Source organism: Paraperlucidibaca baekdonensis (assembly GCF_003387535.1).
Classification (GTDB): Bacteria; Pseudomonadota; Gammaproteobacteria; order Pseudomonadales; family Moraxellaceae; genus Perlucidibaca; species Perlucidibaca baekdonensis.
In genome coordinates this window covers 272,740-293,545 of sequence record NZ_QUNR01000003.1, presented here as the reverse complement: position 1 = coordinate 293,545, position 20,806 = coordinate 272,740, and the positions used below count along the sequence as shown (strand labels likewise).

Annotated in this window: 18 protein-coding genes; 12 read left to right on the top strand and 6 right to left on the bottom strand. The window is 57.2% G+C overall.

The window, feature by feature from the left end; genetic code table 11:
• Window positions 1–7: 7 nt before the first annotated feature.
• The 6 genes from DFR26_RS07920 (at window position 8) to DFR26_RS07895 (ending at window position 5,426) form a co-directional block, all read left to right on the top strand.
• Window positions 8–808 carry a phosphate ABC transporter substrate-binding protein gene (locus DFR26_RS07920; RefSeq protein ID WP_116208423.1) on the top strand — a complete coding sequence of 267 codons (801 nt, stop codon included), beginning with the start codon at window positions 8–10 and terminating at the stop codon, window positions 806–808.
• Complete coding sequence (gene pstC, locus DFR26_RS07915) at window positions 771–1,649, top strand: phosphate ABC transporter permease subunit PstC (RefSeq protein ID WP_116208422.1); 879 nt, start codon at window positions 771–773, stop codon at window positions 1,647–1,649. The genes DFR26_RS07920 and pstC overlap by 38 nt, the downstream gene beginning before the upstream one ends.
• On the top strand, window positions 1,639–2,490 hold the full coding sequence (gene pstA, locus DFR26_RS07910; RefSeq protein ID WP_116208421.1) for a phosphate ABC transporter permease PstA: 852 nt from the start codon (window positions 1,639–1,641) through the stop codon (window positions 2,488–2,490). Before pstC ends, pstA begins: the two co-directional genes overlap by 11 nt.
• Complete coding sequence (locus tag DFR26_RS07905) at window positions 2,487–3,299, top strand: phosphate ABC transporter ATP-binding protein (protein ID WP_116208420.1); 813 nt, start codon at window positions 2,487–2,489, stop codon at window positions 3,297–3,299. The genes pstA and DFR26_RS07905 overlap by 4 nt, the downstream gene beginning before the upstream one ends.
• A 124-nt stretch (window positions 3,300–3,423) precedes the next feature.
• Window positions 3,424–4,608: a pyridoxal phosphate-dependent aminotransferase gene (locus tag DFR26_RS07900; RefSeq protein WP_116208419.1), complete on the top strand. Its 1,185-nt coding sequence runs from the start codon at window positions 3,424–3,426 to the stop codon at window positions 4,606–4,608.
• A 146-nt stretch (window positions 4,609–4,754) separates the two neighbouring features.
• Complete coding sequence (locus tag DFR26_RS07895; protein ID WP_116208418.1) at window positions 4,755–5,426, top strand: DUF2490 domain-containing protein; 672 nt, start codon at window positions 4,755–4,757, stop codon at window positions 5,424–5,426.
• Here the strand turns inward: DFR26_RS07895 and DFR26_RS07890 are convergent.
• The 4 genes from DFR26_RS07890 to fabR all read right to left on the bottom strand — a co-directional run bounded on the left by DFR26_RS07890 (window position 5,423) and on the right by fabR (window position 8,755).
• The gene (locus tag DFR26_RS07890) at window positions 5,423–5,887 is read right to left on the bottom strand and encodes a response regulator (RefSeq protein WP_116208417.1); all 465 of its coding nucleotides are present in this window, start codon (window positions 5,885–5,887) and stop codon (window positions 5,423–5,425) included. The two genes, DFR26_RS07895 and DFR26_RS07890, sit on opposite strands and share 4 nt — an antisense overlap.
• Window positions 5,888–5,905: 18 nt before the next feature.
• Window positions 5,906–7,225, bottom strand: coding sequence for a sensor histidine kinase (locus DFR26_RS07885; protein WP_181899024.1), 1,320 nt, complete (start codon window positions 7,223–7,225; stop codon window positions 5,906–5,908).
• A gap of 8 nt (window positions 7,226–7,233) precedes the next feature.
• Window positions 7,234–7,995: a helix-turn-helix transcriptional regulator gene (locus tag DFR26_RS07880; RefSeq protein ID WP_116208415.1), complete on the bottom strand. Its 762-nt coding sequence runs from the start codon at window positions 7,993–7,995 to the stop codon at window positions 7,234–7,236.
• Window positions 7,996–8,125: 130 nt separating this feature from the next.
• Entirely contained in the window at window positions 8,126–8,755 is a 630-nt protein-coding gene (gene fabR / locus DFR26_RS07875) for an HTH-type transcriptional repressor FabR (protein ID WP_116208414.1), read from the bottom strand.
• 161 nt (window positions 8,756–8,916) lie between these two features.
• On the opposite strand from fabR, the gene DFR26_RS07870 reads away from it, so the two are divergent.
• Together DFR26_RS07870 and DFR26_RS07865 are read left to right on the top strand one after the other, a co-directional pair.
• Complete coding sequence (locus DFR26_RS07870) at window positions 8,917–9,960, top strand: flavin reductase family protein (protein ID WP_116208413.1); 1,044 nt, start codon at window positions 8,917–8,919, stop codon at window positions 9,958–9,960.
• Between the two features lie 74 nt (window positions 9,961–10,034).
• A complete protein-coding gene (locus DFR26_RS07865; RefSeq protein ID WP_116208412.1) occupies window positions 10,035–11,123 on the top strand; it encodes a fatty acid desaturase family protein in 1,089 nt (362 codons plus the stop codon).
• Window positions 11,124–11,222: 99 nt separating this feature from the next.
• On the opposite strand, the gene katG is transcribed toward DFR26_RS07865, so the two are convergent.
• The gene (gene katG, locus DFR26_RS07860) at window positions 11,223–13,385 is read right to left on the bottom strand and encodes a catalase/peroxidase HPI (protein WP_116208411.1); all 2,163 of its coding nucleotides are present in this window, start codon (window positions 13,383–13,385) and stop codon (window positions 11,223–11,225) included.
• 163 nt (window positions 13,386–13,548) lie between these two features.
• Between katG and gdhA the strand changes: the two genes are divergently transcribed.
• Both gdhA and DFR26_RS07850 read left to right on the top strand, forming a co-directional pair.
• Window positions 13,549–14,892: an NADP-specific glutamate dehydrogenase gene (gene gdhA, locus DFR26_RS07855; protein ID WP_116208410.1), complete on the top strand. Its 1,344-nt coding sequence runs from the start codon at window positions 13,549–13,551 to the stop codon at window positions 14,890–14,892.
• A gap of 93 nt (window positions 14,893–14,985) precedes the next feature.
• Window positions 14,986–17,001: a Tad domain-containing protein gene (locus DFR26_RS07850; protein ID WP_116208409.1), complete on the top strand. Its 2,016-nt coding sequence runs from the start codon at window positions 14,986–14,988 to the stop codon at window positions 16,999–17,001.
• Here the strand turns inward: DFR26_RS07850 and DFR26_RS07845 are convergent.
• Window positions 16,998–17,618, bottom strand: coding sequence for an arylesterase (locus DFR26_RS07845; RefSeq protein WP_116208408.1), 621 nt, complete (start codon window positions 17,616–17,618; stop codon window positions 16,998–17,000). The two genes, DFR26_RS07850 and DFR26_RS07845, sit on opposite strands and share 4 nt — an antisense overlap.
• Here DFR26_RS07845 and DFR26_RS07840 point away from each other — a divergent pair.
• Both DFR26_RS07840 and DFR26_RS07835 read left to right on the top strand, forming a co-directional pair.
• The gene (locus DFR26_RS07840) at window positions 17,617–18,306 is read left to right on the top strand and encodes an ATP-binding cassette domain-containing protein (protein ID WP_116208407.1); all 690 of its coding nucleotides are present in this window, start codon (window positions 17,617–17,619) and stop codon (window positions 18,304–18,306) included. The two genes, DFR26_RS07845 and DFR26_RS07840, sit on opposite strands and share 2 nt — an antisense overlap.
• Window positions 18,303–20,777, top strand: a complete 2,475-nt coding sequence (locus DFR26_RS07835; RefSeq protein ID WP_116208406.1) for an ABC transporter permease — start codon at window positions 18,303–18,305, stop codon at window positions 20,775–20,777. The genes DFR26_RS07840 and DFR26_RS07835 overlap by 4 nt, the downstream gene beginning before the upstream one ends.
• Window positions 20,778–20,806: the final 29 nt, after the last annotated feature.

Below are 20,806 nucleotides of genomic sequence, written 5' to 3'. Positions count from 1 at the left end.
GACTGAGATGATCATTCGCGCAGTGCTCGCCGTGCTGAGTCTCAGCCTCAGCGCAACCAGCCTCGCCGCCGATAATAAGCTCGTGCTCACCGGCTCCAGCACCATCGCGCCGTTGGCTTTGGAAATTGGCCGGCGCTTTGAGTCGCTCAATCCCGGTGTGCGCGTGGATGTGCAATCGGGTGGATCCTCGCGCGGCATTGCCGATGCACGCAGTGGGCTGGCCGATATCGGCCTAGTCTCACGCGCCCTGAAACCGGAAGAAGCAGACTTAAGCGCGCATCTCATCGCGCGTGATGGCATCACGGTCATCACGCATGCCAGCAATCCAATAAAAGCGCTGAGTAAGCAGCAGATCATAGACATCTACACCGGCAAGATCAGCAACTGGAAAGCGGTTGGCGGTCGCGATCAGCGCATTACCGTGGTCAATAAAGCCGAGGGGCGCTCAACGCTGGAGTTATTTACGCAGCATTTTGGCCTGAAAAATCCGGATATCCGCGCGCAGGTGGTGATTGGCGACAACCAACAGGGCATCAAAACCGTGGCAGGCAATCCCAGCGCCATAGGCTATGTCTCCATTGGCACCGCCGAATACGAAGCCGAGGTCGGCACGCCGATTCGTTTATTGCCGCTCAATGGCATCCAGGCCTTAGTCGCCAATGTCAGCAATGAACGCTTCCCGCTGGCGCGCCCGCTTAACTTGGTCACCAAGACAGCACCCACTGGCTTAGCGAAGCGCTTTATTGATTTTGCCCAGTCAGCCGCCGTGCATGACATTGTCCGGGATCAGTTTTTTGTTCCGCGCTGATGCCGCGCTCGCCCTCAGCACGCGCGCGCTGGCACTCTGGTCGGCGCTGTTGGTGCTGTTTATTGCCGGCTTTTTATTACGCGAAGCGTGGCCGATCTTGACCGATGGCCATTGGCAGGCGTTTTTCACCAGCGCCGGCTGGTACCCATCATCGGGCCAATTCAATCTCTGGCCCATGCTCGTGGCCACGCTTGCCGCCAGCCTTGGCGCCATGCTCTTGGCGCTGCCACTGGGCGTGGCCTCAGCGGTGTTTCTGTGCTTCCACGCGCCCACGCCAATCGCCAATGGCTATCGGCGACTAATCATACTGCTCGCTGGCATCCCCTCGGTGGTCTTTGGCCTCTGGGGCCTGACCGTGATGGTGCCGCTGATCGCCGACATCGCCCCACCGGGCGCGAGCTTACTCGCTGCCATGCTCATTCTCGCGCTGATGATCCTGCCCACGGTCGCGCTCACCAGTGAAGCCGCATTGGCCGCTGTGCCGGCAAGCTATGCCCATGGCGCCTATGCCTTGGGCCTAAGCCGCGCCACCAGCGAATGGCGCGTGCTCGTGCCCGCTGCCCGCGCCGGCATTTTAAGTGGGGCGCTACTGGCGATGGGCCGCGCGCTTGGCGAGACCATGGCGGTGCTCATGGTCGCCGGCAATGTCGTGCAACTGCCCGGCAGCCTGTTTGATTCCGTGCGCGTGCTCACCGCCAATATGGCGCTGGAAATGGCCTATGCCACCGGCGAGCATCGCGCCAGCTTGTTTGTCACCGGCTTAGTCTTGATGGCGCTGGTCAGTGCGCTGGCGTGGTGGGCACATCGTCACGCGTCGGCAGAGGTGGCAAATGCACACTGACGCTACCGTGAGCGGCAGCCGCCTCATCTCGGCACTACTCTGGCTCTGTGCACTCAGCATCAGCGGCGTCTTCGCTTGGATACTGTTCGATATCCTGCGCTTAGGCGCTGCCCATTTGAGCCTCGACTTTTTGCTCAACGAACCCACCCGCGCCGGGCGCGCTGGTGGCATCGCGCCGATCATCGTCTCCACGCTTTGGGTGCTAGCCATTGCCCTCGCCGCGGCGCTGCCACTCGGCCTTGGCACGGCACTCTGGCTGCACAGCTTCGCGCCCGCTGGTAGCCGCTTATCGCGCGCGGTGCGACTGCTGCTCGACATCCTCGCCGGCGTACCGTCTATCGTCTTTGGCCTGTTTGGTGCCGCTTGTTTTTGCCTGTGGATGGGTATGGGATTTTCCATCCTATCGGGTGGACTTACCTTGGCCTGCATGATCTTGCCGCTACTCATTCGCAGCACCGAAATGGGCCTGAGCGCCGTGCCAGCAGACTGGCAGCGCGGCGCCTATGCGCTCGGTCTATCACGCACGGCAACGCTGCGCACGGTGCTGATTCCGGTAGCCATGCCAGCGATTTTAGCCGGGCTCATGCTCAGCATCGGGCGCATATTGGCGGAGACGGCGGTGCTGCTTTTTACCAGCGGCTATGTCGACCGCTACCCCGAGTCGCTATTCGACTCCGGCCGCGTCATGGCACTGCATATCTATGATTTATCGATGAATGTCACCGGCGGCGATGCCAATGCCTACGCCACCGCCTTAGCGCTGATTGGCGTGCTACTGTTGGTCAATGGCGCCGCCACAACGATTGGTACTCACTGGTTACGCGGGAGCATACGCACATGATGGCAACCCGTATTGGCGAGCTCGTCGAAACCCAGGCCTGCTGCGAACCCAGCGCGCATTTGTCGCTGCGCAATGTCAGTGTGCGCTACGGCGAGCAAACGGTGCTATCGGAGGTCAGCTTAGACATTCCGCGCGGCTGCATCACCGCGCTAATCGGCCCCTCCGGTTGCGGCAAAACCAGCCTGCTCAGCAGCCTCAACCGCCTCACCGACCACCTGCCCGACTGCCATGTGGGCGGCACTATTTGGCTCGATGAGCAGCGCATCAGCGCGCTCGATGCGCTGCAGTTACGCCGCCGCATTGGCATGATTTTTCAGCGCCCCAACCCCTTTCCGTTTAGCGTCCATCGCAATCTCGACTTGCCATTACGCGAGCATGGCGTGCGCGACAAAGCCGAGCGTGAACGCCGCATCGAACAAGCCCTACGCGATGTCGGTTTATGGAACGAGATTCGCGACCGCCTGCAGAGTTCCGCGCTGCGCTTATCGGGCGGCCAGCAGCAACGCCTGTGCATTGCCCGCGCCTTGGTGTTAGCGCCTGAAATCCTGCTGATGGATGAGCCGTGCAGCGCGCTTGATCCCCTGTCGGCCAGCGTGGTGGAGGATTTGATTAAACGCTTAAGCGGTCGCTATACGGTCATTATTGTCACGCATAATCTCGCGCAAGCGCGGCGGATTGCCAACTACACGGCGTTTTTCTGGACCCGCGAAAGCCAAGGTTGCTTAATTGAATTTGGTGCTTGCCAGCAGATCTTTGAGCAGCCCACCGATGCGCTCACGGCGGCCTATGTGGCGGGGCGTAGCGGCTAAAGTCCAGAGCGGACACTCGCTGCTCAGGTATTCACCACGGACCAATTCTGCTAGACTTCCAGCCGTTTTTTGACCTGCTTTACTGCCCTCTAAAGACCATGCCCAAAAGGCCAAGGAGTCGTCTGTGGATATTCAACTGTCGCAACGTGTGCTCAGCATCAAGCCCTCACCCACCCTCGCCGTCACCAATAAAGCGGCTGAATTAAAGGCAGCGGGTAAAGATATTATTGGGCTCGGCGCTGGTGAGCCTGACTTCGGCACGCCTGAGCATGTAAAAGCCGCGGCCGTTGAAGCCATTGCCCAGGGCAAAACCAAATACACCGCAGTCGACGGCACACCGAGTTTGAAGCAAGCCATCATCGCCAAGTTCAAGCGCGACCAAGGCCTCGACTACGCGGCCAACCAGATTCTGGTGTCGTGTGGCGGCAAGCAGAGCTTTTTCAATATGTCTTTGGCGCTGCTGAATGCCGGCGACGAAGTCATCATTCCGGCGCCGTATTGGGTGAGCTACCCCGACATGGTATTGGTCGCCGAAGGCAAGCCAGTCATTGTTGAGTGCCCACAGTCGCAGGGCTACAAAATCACCGCCGCGCAGCTCGAAGCGGCCATCACGCCGAAAACGCGCTTGTTGGTGCTGAACTCGCCGTCAAACCCGACCGGCATGGTCTACACTAAGGCCGAACTGCTGGCGTTGGTGGACGTGCTGCGTAAGCATCCGCAGATTTTGGTGGCCACCGATGATATGTACGAGCACATCATTTGGACCGCTGAAAAATACGAAAATATCGTTACCGTGGCGGCCGATATGTACGATCGCACCATCGTGCTCAATGGTGTCTCGAAAGCCTACGCCATGACCGGCTGGCGTATTGGCTACGCGGCGGGCCCGGCAAAACTCATTGGCGCGATGAAAAAAGTGCAGTCGCAATCGACGTCAAACCCCACCTCGATCTCGCAATATGCCGCTGAAGCCGCGCTCAACGGCCCGCAAGATGTATTAGTGCCTATGGTCAAAGCTTTCAAAGAGCGCCACGACTATGTGGTGAAGACCTTAAATAGCATTGAAGGCATTTCCTGCTCCGCTGCCGATGGCGCGTTTTATGCCTTTGCCAATGTGGAAGGCGCGATTGCCAAGCTCGGCCTGGAAAATGACTTGGCGTTTTCCGAGCATCTGCTCAACACCGTGGGTGTGGCTGTTGTGCCTGGCTCAGCATTCGGTCTCGATGGCCATATGCGCATCTCCTACGCCACCGCGCCTAGCGTGCTAGAAGATGCGTTGGGCCGTATTAAGAAGGCTATTGAAGGCTAAACGCTGCACTCAGCGCCCATGATGGTGGCTTCATCATGGGCGCCTGCTTTATCGGCCAAATTACTGACATCAAGATCAGCCAAACGACCCATCTAAAACCTATCAGCAACAGCCATTATGGTGTTTTGTTTTAGGACACAAACACTATGCAGCTATTCAAACTCTCTTTAATCCCTGCACTACTGCTGGCCAGCACAGCACATGCCGATAGCCAATCGTTGTGGACGGCGTGGTTCAATAGCGCCAGCATTAATGAGCAGTGGAAGTTCATTTCAGACGTGCAAGTGCGCAGCGCCGATAAAGCCGAATTTGTGCAAAATGTCCTGATTCGCCCGGGCTTGAGTTATGCATTAACGGCCAATACCGATATCGCCGCCGGTTACGCTTATATTGGCAGCTACAGCCCCACAGTGCCTGACACCACCGAACATCGCTTATGGCAGCAGCTGGTGCACCGCCACGATGCCGGTCACGGTCGCCTACAACATCGTTTTCGCCTAGAGCAACGTTTCATTGAGCGCGCGTCAGCAGGCGATATTTACAGTGACCGACTGCGCTATTTTGTCCGTTACACGCAGCCGCTCAGTGCACAGAGTGACTACTTTGTGGCCGCACAAAATGAAGTTTTCCTCAATCTCAGCAATAAAGATTCGCTCAACAACCAAACCTTTAATCAAAACCGCGCCTACTTAGGCTTGGGAAAAAAGCTGTCGCCAACACTCAGTGTGGAGCTCGGCTACCTCAATCAGCGCATTAATGGTCTGAACTCCGACACCACCAATCACGCGCTGCAAGCGTCGCTTTCAACCTCGTTTTAATCGCTCGTCCAGGGCCGTTGCTCAGCTTTGGGCAACTGCCCGGTCAACTCACGCAAGCGCTTATAGAGTGCGCGTGTTTCCAGCAGATTCCAGACCCGTAAAATCACCTCGGTGATATCAAACGGTTTCGTCAGAAAATCATGCGCGCCCAAAGCCAATGCACGGTGGCGCGCATCACGGGCGGCATCCGCGGTCAACACCACCACCGGCAAATACTCACCGTCGCGTTGGCGCGGCTGCAGACGCGACAAAATCGTGTAGCCATCGGTGCCCGGCATGCGTAAATCGAGCAGCAGTAAATCGGGTGCAACCGTGTCGATCAGGGCCATGGCGCGATCAGGCTCGGTGCTGCTGATCAGATTCGTGAAGCCCTCTGCGGTGAGCACATCCTCAAGTAACTCAACATTGCGAATCTCATCATCAATGATCAGGATGCGGCTGTTTAGTAACGTCTCAGTCATCTGCCCTCTCCGAAATGCTTATGTTGGCTCAACACGCGGCAACACGAGTGTGAACGTACTGCCAGTGCCGAGCTCGCTGGCGACATGAATATCACCGCCCATTGCCTGCGCTAATTGCCGGCTAATGGTCAGCCCCAAACCTATCCCCTCAATGCCTTTATGAAGGCGCTCAAAGGGCTGAAAAAGTCGCTCCAGATCGGTGCTTGCAATGCCCTCGCCGCTATCACTGATGCGCACAACCACGGTCGCATCGATAGCCTCAATAGCCACACTCAGCGCCCCGCCAGGACGATTAAACTTCATGGCATTGCTGAGTAAATTGATGAGAATTTGCCGCAAACGCTGCTCATCGGCATAGACCGACAACGTGTCATCTAGCTGCGTATGCCACGCCGCTGTGCTGTGCGCTGTGGACTCGACCCAGGCCATGCAGTCGTGCAACAAAGCCGCCAGCGGCAGTGCACGCAGGCTCAGCTGTGGCGCGCGCAGCTCATGGCGAGATAAGTCCAGCACATCATTAACAAGCTGCAATAAGTGATCGCCGCTGGCCAAAATATGCCCGACTTGGCGCTGTGCCAACGGCGCTAGAGGCTGCCTCGCCAGCAACTGTGCATAGCCCAAAATGCCATTGAGCGGTGTTCGCAGCTCATGGCTCACGCGCGACAACATGTCGGATTTGGCCCGATTGGTTTGCTCAGCAGCGGCCGCCGCGGCATCGGCTTGGCGGGCACGCAGCGCCAACCACGCCGAAAATGCCATGCCCACCAACACCATCAGCAAGGCCACTAAAGACAGCACGAGAGCTTGCTGGCGCCAACGATCGGCAATGGCGCTACGCTCAGCAATGACGATTTCTTCGCGCCGCTCCATGAGCACCACTGTGGCGCGCAAGCGGTCCAATAAATTCTTGTTATCATTGAGAATTATTTGCAGCGTGGCGTCTCGATCGGCGGTAGTCGCTTGCGCTTTAATGACCGCCAAATTGGTGAGTTTTTCATTGATGAGCGTGGTGACTACCGCCAAATGCCGCTGCTGCTCGCTATCTTTAACCTTGCCAGAAAGCGCCTCCAACGCCGGTGGAATGCGGACGCGTGCAAGCTCATAGGGCGCAAGAAAGCTGTCTTTTTGTGTCAGTAAAAACCCGCGAATACCACTCGCGCCCTCAGCTAATTGTGCGTGCAAGGCATGGATTTGGCTGAGTACACGCAGCCCCAAACGCACCTGCATCTCGGCCTGTTTACTGGTTTGCGCACTCCACACCATGAGCACGCCAGCGCCAATCAGCAGCGCCATGGGCAGGAAAGTGGCCACCCAAATGCTCAATCGCCGCGTTTGCAAAAAGCGCCTCATAGGCCACTGCCCCCCAACTTGAGCTCAACCGCGCGGGCTGCGGCATGGGCTCGATCATCAAGCTGTAATTTCGACAATATATGTTCTATATGCGTTTTCACTGTGCCTAACGAGATGCCCAGCGCACTGGCAATACGCGCATTGGCCATGCCCTGTGGTAACAAGGCCATCACCTCTTTTTCACGCGCCGTGAGCAAATTTAGCTCTTGGCGCTGACGCTCAGTGAGGCGGCTGCGCCCACTGCCGGACTCTGTAAAAGCACAGGCCAAGAGCACCGATAACGTATGCAACGCTTGCTGCCAATGACTCTCGGGCGCCGCCGTTGCACCTGAAATCACCAGCAAGCCCATGACCTGCGAACGGCTCACCAGCGGCACAATCCATTCGTACCCGGCGGCTGATTGGCGCGCTAGCCACGGTGCCTCAATGTCTTGACGCAGTAACGGCTGCACCGGATAGCGTAGCAGCGATGAAATCCAGCCTTGGCTTGGCAAGCGCGTGCCATCGGGATAGCGCAATTGTGTGCCGGCAACTAGCTGCAAACGCGCACTGCTGTAGCGAAGCAATGCCACACTACTGGCGTTTAGCTGGTTATAAATTCGCTCGCACACTGCGCTGGCAACATCCTCCACTGGGTTCGCGCGCAACAGCTCGCTGACCTGCTCCAGTAACACGTGCCCCGTGGCGCTCTCGGTCTGCTGACGCAGCTGTTCACGCCACAATAAGACACTCTCGGTGCGCGGGTTGCTATCTGTCATGTGGCGTATTCTCTAGTCTGCTGATTGACTGACCTAAGTGTGTTGTTAAGAAACTACATTACCGCGGTCATTTCAAGAGATCGACACCCTGTACGGCGTCGTAGCGTGCCACGCAACATGAGGTGGCGGATTAAACCGGTGAGGCCATGGCTCGTGCACCCGCCAAAATCATGTAAACCATGGTGGCGGTTTGTTCGAGCAACTCCTGTTGCTGCGCAGGCCCTTTACCCACGGCCTGTGCGCCCATGCTAAATACCAAGCGCGTAATAGCCTTCGCCACCACCGTAGGCTCGTGTAGCTTTTGTGCATTGCGCGCCTCTAAGCGTATTAGGTCGCCCGTCAGCTCTTGCTCAAAATACTGCAGCTGCGTATCGACAGCGGCCTGATAACCCGCCGAGCCCACGCGCCCCTCGCAGAGCAGCAACTCCAAATAGCGCTCCTTGGCATTGAGCTGCTCAAAAAACACATTGAGTGACGTGCGCACCACGCTGCTGCCATCACTGATGCGCTGACGCGCTTCGCTAAAGACCAGACGCAGGCTGCTGCCGGCTTGGGCAATCAGTGCGATGCCGAGCGCATCGACATCGCGAAAATGCCGATAAAAGCTATTCGGCGCGATGCCCGCCTGGCGCGTGACCTCGCGCAGACTGAGTGTGGCCATGCTGCGTGTGGGGCCGATCAGCGCCATCGCCGCCTGAATCAGGTCATCGGCGCTGATGCTGCTCTTGCGCGCAGGAGGCGCGAGTTCGTCGGTGGTCATGGCGCGTCCTCGGCGGTCATCGTAAAGAAATAATTTTCACGCTTACTCAAGTGCTTAGTGTAGCGACTTATCGGTCATTTACAAATGTATAGACAGGTGCATAGACATTTGTATAGACAGTCGTATAATGACCGCATCCAGTGACCACGCGAGGGCTTATCATGGCCGCTCAACAGATCATCACCGCGCTCAAAAATGCCATTGCGCCAGCCGACGTCGCGGCGTTTTGGCAGGACCATGTCGCGCCCCTGCGCAGCGCTGAACCGCGCGGCAAAATCACCCACATCACGCCGGCCTCCGCACACGCCGTGGCGCTGACCATCAAACCCAATAAAGCCTTTGCTGGCTTTCGCGCCGGCCAACACATCACCGTGTCGGCAGCGATCAATGGCGCTTGGGTGGCGCGCAGCTACAGCCCAAGTGCGCTGGCCAGCGGCGAGCTGCAAATCACCGTGCAGCAGGTGCCGAATGGCCGTTTCAGCCATTGGGCGCAAACGCAGGCCAGCATCGGTGATTGGCTGAAACTCAGCGCACCTTATGGCGAGCTCGCCTGGCCGGCCAGCACCGCACCGGTCATCATGCTCGCCGCCGGCAGCGGCATCACGCCATTTTTAAGCCTGCTCAATGAGCCGCTGACACGGCCCACGCAGCTGCAGTATTGGGTGAAAACTCGAGAACACGCCTGCCATATAGACCAGCTCATAGCGTTGGCCGCGCGCGAGCCATTGTTTCAATTCAACCTGTACTGCACCGAGAGTGAGCAGGCGCCGCGTTTACATGCAGAGCATGTGGTCTCAGCAAGCACCACAGATAAGTCGCCACGCCCCGAGCTGATGGCCTGTGGCCCGGCCGGTTTTATCGCCTGTGCCGAGGCTATCGCTAGCGCTCAGGGCTTGCCGCTGCAAAGCGAGGCATTCTCATTGCCCGTGGTGATTAGCGATGCCACGCAGCTGGTTAATATCACGCTGGCGCGCAGCGGCAAGGTCGTGCAAGTGATCGCTGGCGAGCCCTTATTGCCGGCCTTAGAGGCGCAAGGCATCACGCCGGCCTCGGGCTGTCGCCGCGGCATTTGCAATACCTGCGCCTGCGGAAAAGCCAGCGGCGTTAGCGAAAACATCATCACGCAAGCCCGCCATGACGGCGATAGCCCGGGCTTGAAGCTGTGCATCAACAGCGCGCGCTCTGACTTAACCCTCAATGTGTAATACCTGATGGCGCCGCGTGTCTACTTAGCAGCGCGGCAATCACGACCACCACTCGCCTCGACGAGGAATGCTCCATGAAAACTCTGACGCAAACACAGTTACTCGAGCTCGAAACCACCTTCGATGCCATGCACAAAAAAGCCTTGGCCGATGTCGGTGAGCACGATGCACGCTACATTCGCCGCGTACTCGCCACCGTGCGCTACACCGGCTTTTTAGGCCGCGCCTGTCTGTTTTTGAGCTTCTTCCCAGTATTTTGGGTGATCGGCACGCTGCTGTTGGCTGTGTCGAAAATCATGGAAAATATGGAGGTCGCGCACAACGTGATGCACGGCCAATACGACTGGATGAACGACCCCAAACTCAAAGGCCAAACCTACGAATGGGACATCGCCGGCACCAGCGATAACTGGCGGCAATCGCACAACGTCATGCACCACACCTACACCAATATAAAAGGTGTCGACGACGACGTTGGCTATGGCATTTTGCGCTTATTTCCTGAGCAGCGCTGGAAGCCGCATTACCTACTGCAGCCCATCTACACGGTGATTTTCGCGCTGCTGTTTCAATGGGGCATTGCCATCCAAGAGCTACGTTTGGGTCGCGTGTTTACTGGCAAAACCAGCAAGGCCGAGTTTCAGAAAGAATGGCAGCCGGTGAAACGCAAAATGCAAAAGCAGCTGCTGAAAGATTATGTGGTGTTTCCGCTGCTCGCCGGCCCGATGTTTTTGTCGGTATTTGCCGGTAATTTCGTCGCCAATGGCATTCGCAATGTTTGGACATTTGTGGTGATTTTCTGCGGTCATTTCACCAAAGACGCGCAGATCTTCCCGAAAAGCGTGCTGAAAAACGAGAGCCGTGGGCACTGGTATTACCGCCAGATTTTAGGCTCCTCGAACCTGCGCGGCGGCAAGTTTTTCAACCTGATGACCGGCAACTTAAGCCATCAAATTGAGCATCATTTATTTCCCGATGTGCCCGCGCACCGCTACGCCGCTATGGCTACGGAGGTGAAAGCGACCTGCCAGCGCCTAGATATTCCCTACAATGAAGGCCGTTTTGTCAGCCAGTTTAGCCAAGTGCTGTGGCGCATTGTGCGGCATGCACTGCCATCATCGCCAGAAAAACGCTCTTTGAAACTCGCGCAAACCTCGTCTTAGACGCACAGTAGTCAACATCGCGCAGCGAAAAGCCCGTTAGAACCGACGGACAATAAAAAAGCCGTGGCCTATAAAAGGTCACGGCTTTTTGCTTGGCGCTTAGCTGACTAGATCAAAACGGTCGGCGTTCATCACTTTAGTCCACGCCGCCACAAAGTCATTGATAAATTTCTGCTGGTTATCATCTTGCGCATAGACCTCGGCGTAGGCGCGCAGCACCGAATTGGAGCCAAATACCAAATCCACGCGCGTCGCAGACCAGCGCTTTTCGCCAGTCGCCCGCGACACGATGTCATAGCTGTTTTTGCCAGTCGGCTTCCAGCGGTAGGCCATGTCGGTGAGATTGACGAAAAAGTCCGTGCTTAAGATGCCAACGCGGTCGGTAAACACACCGGCTTCATGGCCGCCATGATTACAACCAAGCACACGCATACCACCCACGAGCGCGGTCATTTCCCACGCCGTTAGGCCCATGAGCTGCGCCCGATCGAGCAATAACTCCTCGGCGCTCACGGCAAAGTCGTCTTTCAGCCAATTGCGAAAGCCATCGTGAACAGGCTCCAGCGGCTCAAATGATTCCGCATCGGTCATCTCGACAGTGGCATCACCGCGCCCGGCACTAAATGGCACCTGCACAGTCACATTGGTCGCGTGTGCTGCCTGCTCAATGCCGTAATTACCGGCCAACACAATGACATCCGCCACGCTTGCGCCATGTTGTGCGGCAATCGGTGTGAGTGCCGACAGCACCTTCTGCAAGCGCTCGGGCTCATTGCCCAGCCAGTCTTTTTGCGGACTCAAACGCAAGCGTGCGCCATTCGCACCACCGCGTTTATCCGAGTCGCGATAGGTGCGCGCGCTATCCCAAGCCGTGCTCACCAGCTCGCTTATCGACAAGCCCGTCTTGGCAATATCGGCCTTGATGGCATTGGCGTTAATGTTGCGTGGGCCATCGGGTATAGGGTCTTGCCAAATCAGCGATTCAGTCGGCACATCGGGGCCTATATAACGCGATTTTGGCCCTAAATCGCGGTGCGTGAGCTTGAACCAGGCACGCGCAAAAACATCGGCAAAATACGCGGGGTCCTTGTAGAAGCGCTCGGAAATTTTGCGATATTCAGGGTCCATTTTCAGCGCCATGTCGGCATCGGTCATGATCGGGTTTTGGCGAATTGACGCGTCTTCGACATCGACGGGTTTATCTTCTTCTTTAATGTCCACCGGCTCCCACTGCCACGCGCCGGCTGGGCTCTTTTTCAGCGCCCAGTCGTACGTCAACAGCAGGTAAAAGTAGCCGTTATCCCATTGCGTGGGATGTGTAGTCCAGGCGCCCTCAAGCCCGCTGGAGACTGTATCGCGGCCAATGGCACGGCTGCTGTGATTCATCCAGCCCATGCCCTGCTCATGGAGCTCGGCGGCCTCGGGAGCTGCGCCGAGCTTGGCAGCATCGCCATTGCCGTGGCATTTGCCCACAGTATGGCCGCCGGCAGTCAGCGCCACGGTCTCCTCGTCATTCATGGCCATACGCGCAAATGTCACGCGCACATCGTGTGCGGTTTTCAGTGGATCAGGCTGACCATCAACGCCTTCGGGATTCACATAAATCAAGCCCATCATCACGGCAGCGAGCGGGTTTTCTAAATCACGCTCGCCGGAATAACGACTCTTGTCGTTGTCGCTAGGGGCGAGCCATTCGGTTTCTGAACCCCAGTAAATATCTTTTTCAGGGTGCCAAATATCTTCGCGTCCAAAGGCAAAGCCATACGCCGGCAGACCCATCGACTCGTAAGCCACGGTGCCGGCCAAGACAATCAGATCGGCCCAGCTGAGGGCATTGCCGTATTTTTTCTTAATGGGCCACAGCAGGCGCCGGGCTTTATCGAGGTTGACGTTATCGGGCCATGAATTGAGTGGCGCAAAGCGCTGGTTGCCGGTGGCGGCACCCCCGCGACCATCAGCAATACGATAAGAGCCGGCGGCATGCCACGCCATGCGAATCATCAAACCGCCATAATGACCCCAGTCGGCCGGCCACCAGTCTTGGCTGTCGGTCATAAAGGCATGCAGGTCTTTTTTCAGCGCGGCGACATCGAGCGATTTGAGCGCGTGACGATAGGAAAAGTCCACGCCAAGCGGATTCGTCTTCACGTCGTGCTGATGCAGAATGTCGAGATTTAATGACTTTGGCCACCACGCGGCAGGGGTTTGCTCTGCAGTGGTATTGGCGCCGTGCATCACAGGGCATTGACCAGTGTTTGACATGCTAACTCCCTCATATTCACCATAAGAACTTATAACCTACTGCTAATTGGCCCGCATGGCTAACGCCACACGCTGATGAAGAGTCAGTGCGTATATAACTTTTAGGTAATCTGTGTTCTCTTAATGACTAATTTAAATTTTAATTGTTGAGGTCGAACAGCGCATGAAGTTTTCTAATAGCAACGACTTTATCGAGACCGTTCGGCAACAAAACCCTGGCCAGGCCGAGTTTATTCAAGCGGTCAGTGAGTTCATTGATAGTATTTGGTCGTTTTTAAAAGCAAACAGTCATTATGCTGAAAATAGCTTGTTAGAACGCCTAGTTGAACCCGAGCGCATTATGATTTTCCGTGTGTCTTGGTTAGATGATGCCGGCAATGTACAGGTCAATCGCGGTTATCGCGTGCAACATAATTCAGCCATTGGCCCGTATAAAGGGGGCATTCGTTTCCACCCCTCGGTCAATTTAGCCATTCTCAAATTTTTGGCTTTTGAACAAACCCTGAAGAACTCCCTGACCACGCTGCCTATTGGTGGCGGCAAAGGCGGCTCGGATTTCGACCCGAAAGGCAAAAGCGATCGCGAAATTATGCGCTTTTGCCAATCGTTCATCACCGAGCTGTATCGACATATTGGCTCCAACACCGATGTGCCGGCGGGCGATATTGGCGTTGGCGCACGCGAAGTCGGTTATATGGCGGGCATGTATAAAAAACTCACCAACCAAGCCGATTGCGTATTTACCGGCAAAGGCATGAGTTTTGGCGGCTCACTGGTGCGACCTGAAGCCACCGGTTATGGCGTCGTGTATTTTGCCAAATACATGCTGGCGGAACAAAACAAAACACTCGATGGCTTACGCGTGGCGGTGTCAGGCTCTGGTAATGTGGCTCAGTACGCCATCGAGAAAGCCATGAGTTTAGGCGCAAAAGTCATTACGGCTTCTGATTCCTCAGGCGTGGTAATCGACGAAGACGGCTTTACGCCTGAAAAACTCGCGTTATTGCAGCAAATCAAAAATGTCGAATACGGGCGCATCAGTGATTATGCCGAGCGCATTGGCGCAGATTTTAAGGCAAATCAGCGCCCCTGGCATGTCGCGGTTGATGTCGCACTGCCTTGTGCCACACAAAATGAGTTAGACGAAGAAGACGCCAAAACGTTGATTCGCAACAATGTGATCTGCATTGCCGAAGGCGCCAATATGCCCTGCACATTGGCTGCCGTGTCGCTGTTTGAAGACAACCATATTTTGTATGCACCGGGCAAAGCCAGTAACGCCGGCGGCGTGGCCACCTCTGGCTTAGAGATGAGCCAAAACGCCATGCGCCTGTCGTGGACGCAAGAGGAAGTCGATCAGCGTTTGCAAGAAATCATGTGCGGCATCCACCGAGCCTGTGCGCAATACGGTCGTCGCGACAATGGCTCAATTAGCTATGTAGACGGCGCCAATATTGCCGGCTTTGTGAAAGTTGCTAATGCCATGCTCGCACAGGGCGTGACGTAGAGAATTTGGCTGACAGGCCGCCAAGTTACAAGATCGATACCCATTGATACGACTTGAAACGCATCGCTGAAATAGTTGGCGCATGCTCAAGGCATGAACAGCTATTGCACACACTCACCGCCACGTCACGCTGCCCGCCCGCGCCAGCGCGGCGCGGTGTTGATGATGACAGCGAGCTTTCTCCTACTCGGCGTGATGAGCTTGGCGATGGTGGTCGACACCGGTCGGCTTTATGTCATTAAACGTAACTTACAACGCGTGGTCGATATCGCCGCCATTGAGGTGGCCGCGCGCGGCGGTCGCTGCACCGATGGCAGCGCACAAACCATTGCCGAAGAAAGCTTGGCACGCAACGGTTTCACTCTCGACAGCGAGCACCGACTCGCCCTTCCGCGCTGCGGCACCCTCATCATTGAAAATAATCTGCGCCAGCTCGACGAGGACAGCAATAGCAGCGCCGCCACCGCCTTACGCGTCGAGCAAGACACGCCTGCCAGCCTCATAGCCGGCGGCATCATGGGCCATGACATAACCTTAGCTGCCACCGCCACGGCCGCCGCGAGTGGCGGGCCATTAGCCATGCTGACGCTGCGCAGCACCTTGCTCAATGTCAACATCACGCAAAATAGCAAAGCTCAGTTGCTTAGCGACATTTTCGGTGGGCTGTTAGGCGGTAGCCTAGATATTAAAGTGGGCGCGTGGAATGGCTTGATTCATACCGACATCGATCTCTTTGAGTTTATGGATACACTCATGGTCAATCTGTCGCTCGAGGCCGGCAACTACGACGGCTTAATGACCCTGAATGTCAGCACCGGCGAGCTCATTCAAGCCGCGATTGATGTGCTGGAAACGCAAAACGGTGTGCCCAATACCACCATTCGCGCGCTAGATTCAATCGTCGCGCTGGATGCGATTTTATTGGCCACATCAACCAGCTCGAATCAGCTCAAACTCGGCGATATCCTCAGCTTGTCACCCGATGCCGATTACGATGGCGCGCAAGCCAAAGTGCAGCTCTACCAGTTCGTACAAGCCGTGATTTTATTGGCTAATCAAAACAACGCCATTAACGCGATCATCCCGATCAATGTGCTGGGCAACTCCATCGATCTGGCCATTAAGGTTATTGAGCCGCCGCAGTTTGCCGCGATCGGCAACCCCGAGGAAGCACGCGCAGAGGCGCATCTAGCGATCAACGACAGCCCGCATCGCATTTATGTGCGCTCGGCACAGCTGCGATTAGCCCTTAGCGTGACCTTAAGCAGTAGTCTAAGCTCACTGGTCAGCGGTTTAACTAGCGCCGTCAACTCACTCACTGGCTCGCTGACCGACGTGCTGAATAGCCTACTGTCTTTAAACCTAGGCTCACTGCTTATTGGGACTTATGACCAGCTAGACATCCTCATTTTGCCCTCGCCCATTCGTTTCGATATCAATCTTGATCTCGCCGGCGGCAATGCACGGGTTAGCGACTTCACCTGCCAAGGCAGTAGCCGTTCATTAACCGTGCCAACTGAAACCGCCGCCGCCACCTTGCGTATCGGCAAAATGGGCAACTCAGCCGCCGCCGCACGCGCGAATATATTTGCCTCCACTTCAGCACCGATTGTCGAGCCTATTGCATTGGTGGATTTGGGATTGAAAGACTGTACGCGCACTTTGATTTTCAACACATGCGGCGCACGCGTGCCGTTTGCGGCGGGCGGCCTCGGGCTGATGGCAGAGACACCTGTCTTGGGCAGTTCCGCCACCTTGCTTTTTCAAGCACCCGATGACGAAGACCTGCCAGAGTTAGGCACTCAGGGGGAGTTTCAGTCGGTCAGCAGCAGCCAGCTCATTAGCAGTCTCACCAGCACACTGGCCGGCCCGAGCATTAGTGCCTACGAGAGCAATGGCAACGGCATTGGCAGCGTGCTGATGCTGCTTGGCAGCACCATCAATAGCGTGGTGGCGCTCTTACAAACGGCAGTGAGCAGCCTATTGTCGCCACTGCTCGACCCCATCGTGACGCTCTTGCTCAATAACTTAGGCTTAGATTTGGCAAACACCGAGGTCTCCGCCAACCTCAGCTGCGACGCCAATCAGGGCGTGTCATTAGTGCGCTAACGGGCCTTTAACGCTGTCTCGATCAATGGCCAAGCCAAGCTCAGCAGGCGTGCCTGCGCTTGCGCATTAGGATGGATGCCATCGGCCTGCATGAGAGCCGGCACACCGCCCACCCCATCGAGAAAAAATGGCAGCAGCGCCGCGCCTTCCGCCTCGGCCACCGTGGGATACACCTGAGCAAACGCCGTGGTGTAGGCGCGACCATAGTTTGGCGGAATTTGCATGCCGAGCAGTATCACGCGGGCGCCGGCTTGGCGTGACTGGCGAATCATGCGCGCCAAGTTAGTTGCCATGAGCTTAGGCGGTTGACCGCGCAGGCCATCATTGCCGCCGAGCTCCAAGACCACCACCTCGGGGCGATGCTGCTTGAGCAAGGCCGGCAGTCGCCGCACACCGCCACTGGTGGTTTCACCGCTGACACTGGCATTAATGACCGTATGTTGCCCCGGCGCGCGCTGGCTCAGGCGCTGATCGAGCAAACGCACCCAACCCTGTTCAATGTCCATGCCATAGGCTGCGCTGATACTATCGCCCATAATCAAAATCGATGCGGCTGAGGCAGGCCACATGACCAAGCACAGCGCGGCTCCATACACGAATCGTAACCAGGTACGCATGACGTCAAACACTCCAAAATTTATTGAGACACGCCACCTGCAACAATCGGTCGCCGTGGAAAGTGGTCAGCTTCACATACTGACCGACATCAACCTATCCATCAACGCAGGGGATAGCGTGGCGATTACCGGCAACTCAGGCTCGGGGAAATCCACCCTGCTCGGCCTACTGGCGGGCTTGGATGTGGCGAGCCGTGGCGAAGTGTGGCTGGCCGGTCAGCAGCTCGGTGCGCTCAATGAAGACCAACGCGCCGCGCTGCGCCAACGCCTGATTGGCTTTGTCTTCCAGAGTTTTCAGTTGCTCCCGCATTTGAGTGCGCTGGAAAATGTCATGCTGCCTTTAGAGCTCGCCGGCTTACCCGCCCGCGACACCGCCCGGCATTGGCTTGCACGCGTGGGACTTGGCGCGCGCGAGGCGCATACACCGCGCCAGCTGTCCGGCGGCGAACAACAGCGCGTTGCCATTGCCCGCGCTTTTGCTTGCCAACCGCAGTTACTCTTGGCCGATGAGCCCACGGGCAATCTCGACAGCCGCACTGGCGCGCAGATTATTGAGCTGCTATTTGAGGCACATGCTGAGGCCGGCACCACGCTGGTGTTAGTTACTCACGATGACGCTTTAGCGGCGCGTTGCCAGCGCCAACTTCATCTCGACGCGGGCCGTCTTATGGCGAGTGCAAGCACATGACATTAGCCTGGCGACTGCTGCTGCGCGATCTGCGCGCCGGCGAGCTCATGCTCTTGGTCATGGCACTGATTCTTGCGGTGGCCGCGACCACCAGCCTGCGTTTTTTCAGTGCCAGCTTAGAGCTTGGCCTCACGCGCCAAGCCGCCAGCCTGCTTGGTGCCGACTTGGTGCTCGACAGCAGCCGACCCTTGCGCGAGGAGACGTTGCAGGCCGTCGATGCCCAAGGCCTGCAACGCACCACGGTGACTGAGTTCACCAGCATGATTCAATACAACGATGACTTTCAGCTCGCCGCCGTGAAGGCTGTTGCTGACGGTTATCCATTGCGTGGGGCACTACAAGCTCGCCGCGGTGAGCGTCTGTTGGCGGCGCAGAGTCTACCGGCCGCTGGCACACTTTGGCTCGATCAACGCTTGATGGCGCTGCTTGGCGTTCGTCTCGATGATCTCGTGCAACTCGGCGATAGCCAATTGCGGGTGGCGGCTGTGCTCACGCAAGAACCCGACCGAGGCGGCAATTTCTCCGCCTTCGCGCCGCGCGCACTCATCAATGCCGCCGATGTTGCCCGTGCCGGCGTGATATTGCCCGGCTCACGCGTGCAATATCGGCTCTTGATGGCCGGTTCCGCGCCGGCCATCCGCGCCATCAATGCCGAACTCGAATCTGAGCTGGCGGTGGGTGAGCGCCTACTCGATGTCGCGCGCGGTCGCAGTGAGGTCGGCACACCACTGGCGCGCGCCAGTGACTATTTGAGTATCGCCGGCATTGCGGCGGTGATTTTATCGGGCCTAGCCGTGGCACTGGCGGCGCGACGCTACAGCGAACGGCATTTCGACACCATTGCCTTAATGCGCTGCTTAGGCGCAAGCCGCCGGCGCGTACAGGGCATTTATTGGCGGCAGCTGGGCTTGATTTGGCTGGCGGCCATTGGTCTCGGTGCCGGAATCGGTGCACTTGCCTCACGGCTATTATTTCATGTGCTCGATAGCCTGCTGCCCAGCGCTGAGCTCGACTTCGCTTGGCAACGGCCATTGCTCACCGGCATTGCCACCGCCACACTGACACTCGGCGGCTTTGCGTTGCCAGCGCTCATTGGCCTCTTTCGCGTCTCGCCATTACGCGTGATGCGCCGCGAATTAGCGCCGGTATCCATGAGCTTTATCGCCGTCAGCGTACTCGCCTTGGCCGCCCTGACGTTGCTACTGGTGCTGGAAACTGGGCGTTGGCAACTAACGCTGCTATTAGTTGTCGGTGGCAGTGCCTTGGCTGTCTTGCTCATGCTGTTGCTGCGCAGTGTCTTGGGTCTCTTGCGTCGCGCATTTGGCGAGCGTGCCCTGCCCAAAAGCCTGCTCGGTTTGCGTGATATATGGCGGCAACCGCAGGCCTGCAGCGTGCAAATTTTGGCGCTCAGCATTGGTCTCACGGCCATGCTCTTGGTCACCAGTGTGCGCGGCGAACTCATCAACGCTTGGCAAAATAAACTACCCGAGCAAGCCCCAAATCAGTTTGCTTTAGGCATCGATGACACCCGCGCTTTTCGCGACACATTAACCGATGCCGGCATCCGTCTTGAGGCGCTCTACCCGGTCATTCGCGGTCGCCTCGCGGCCATCAACGATGCGCCAGTGCAACGCGCCGTTAGTAAAGATGAGCCGCGCCAAGAAGCCTTAAACCGCGAGCTCAACCTCACCGTCTCAGCCACCGTGCCGGCCGGCAATATCGTGCTCGATGGCCAGTGGTGGCCAACTCCAACACAGGCGCCATGGCCGGTCTCGGTGGAGTCTAAGCTCGCCGAAAAACTCGGCATTGGCCTCGGTGATCGTCTGCGCTTTAGTCTCGCCGAGGGCGACATCGACGCCACCGTGACCAGCTTACGACAAGTCGACTGGGACAGTTTTCAGCCTAACTTCTATATGGTGTTTCCACCCGAGGCCTTGGCGGATTTTCCAGCCACCTACCTCACCGCATTCTACGTGCCAGCCACGCAACGCCAGGTGCTCACCACGCTCATCAAGCGCTTTCCCACCGTGGTGTTAATCGATGTCGCCGCCGTCATGGGCCAAGTGCGGCAGCTGCTCGATAATGTCTCGCGCGCCATCGAGTTTGTTCTGCTGTTTGTACTCGCCGCTGGCGTGTTGGTGTTGCTCGCCTGTCTGGCGGCAGGCCAAGATCAGCGCCGCCACGAAGCAGCTTTGCTGCGCGCCTTAGGTGCTAGCCGTCGCCAGCTCATGCAGCGCGGATTATCGGAAATGCTACTCCTCGGTGCCCTTGCCGGCCTACTCGCGGCGGCCCTCACAGAGCTGATGACCGCCGTCTTATATATTTACGTGCTTGAGCTACCCCCAACGCTGCATGGTGCGCTATGGTTCTACATCCCGCTAAGCTCAGCCGCGCTCACTGGCAGCATTGGCATGATGGCCTTGCGCCGAATCTGGCGCAGTGCGCCGGCCACCATGCTGCGCGAAGTCTAAGACCAATGACCTACTACCAATGCCTAATA

Coding starts and splice junctions, on each gene's coding strand:
- DFR26_RS07920 (WP_116208423.1), top strand. CDS start 8: ATGATCATTCGCGCAGTGCTCGCCGTGCTGAGTCTCAGCCTCAGCGCA.
- pstC (WP_116208422.1), top strand. CDS start 771: ATGACATTGTCCGGGATCAGTTTTTTGTTCCGCGCTGATGCCGCGCTC.
- pstA (WP_116208421.1), top strand. CDS start 1,639: ATGCACACTGACGCTACCGTGAGCGGCAGCCGCCTCATCTCGGCACTA.
- DFR26_RS07905 (WP_116208420.1), top strand. CDS start 2,487: ATGATGGCAACCCGTATTGGCGAGCTCGTCGAAACCCAGGCCTGCTGC.
- DFR26_RS07895 (WP_116208418.1), top strand. CDS start 4,755: ATGCAGCTATTCAAACTCTCTTTAATCCCTGCACTACTGCTGGCCAGC.
- DFR26_RS07890 (WP_116208417.1), bottom strand. CDS start 5,887: ATGACTGAGACGTTACTAAACAGCCGCATCCTGATCATTGATGATGAG.
- DFR26_RS07880 (WP_116208415.1), bottom strand. CDS start 7,995: ATGACAGATAGCAACCCGCGCACCGAGAGTGTCTTATTGTGGCGTGAA.
- fabR (WP_116208414.1), bottom strand. CDS start 8,755: ATGACCACCGACGAACTCGCGCCTCCTGCGCGCAAGAGCAGCATCAGC.
- DFR26_RS07870 (WP_116208413.1), top strand. CDS start 8,917: ATGGCCGCTCAACAGATCATCACCGCGCTCAAAAATGCCATTGCGCCA.
- DFR26_RS07865 (WP_116208412.1), top strand. CDS start 10,035: ATGAAAACTCTGACGCAAACACAGTTACTCGAGCTCGAAACCACCTTC.
- katG (WP_116208411.1), bottom strand. CDS start 13,385: ATGTCAAACACTGGTCAATGCCCTGTGATGCACGGCGCCAATACCACT.
- gdhA (WP_116208410.1), top strand. CDS start 13,549: ATGAAGTTTTCTAATAGCAACGACTTTATCGAGACCGTTCGGCAACAA.
- DFR26_RS07850 (WP_116208409.1), top strand. CDS start 14,986: ATGAACAGCTATTGCACACACTCACCGCCACGTCACGCTGCCCGCCCG.
- DFR26_RS07840 (WP_116208407.1), top strand. CDS start 17,617: ATGACGTCAAACACTCCAAAATTTATTGAGACACGCCACCTGCAACAA.
- DFR26_RS07845 (WP_116208408.1), bottom strand. CDS start 17,618: ATGCGTACCTGGTTACGATTCGTGTATGGAGCCGCGCTGTGCTTGGTC.
- DFR26_RS07835 (WP_116208406.1), top strand. CDS start 18,303: ATGACATTAGCCTGGCGACTGCTGCTGCGCGATCTGCGCGCCGGCGAG.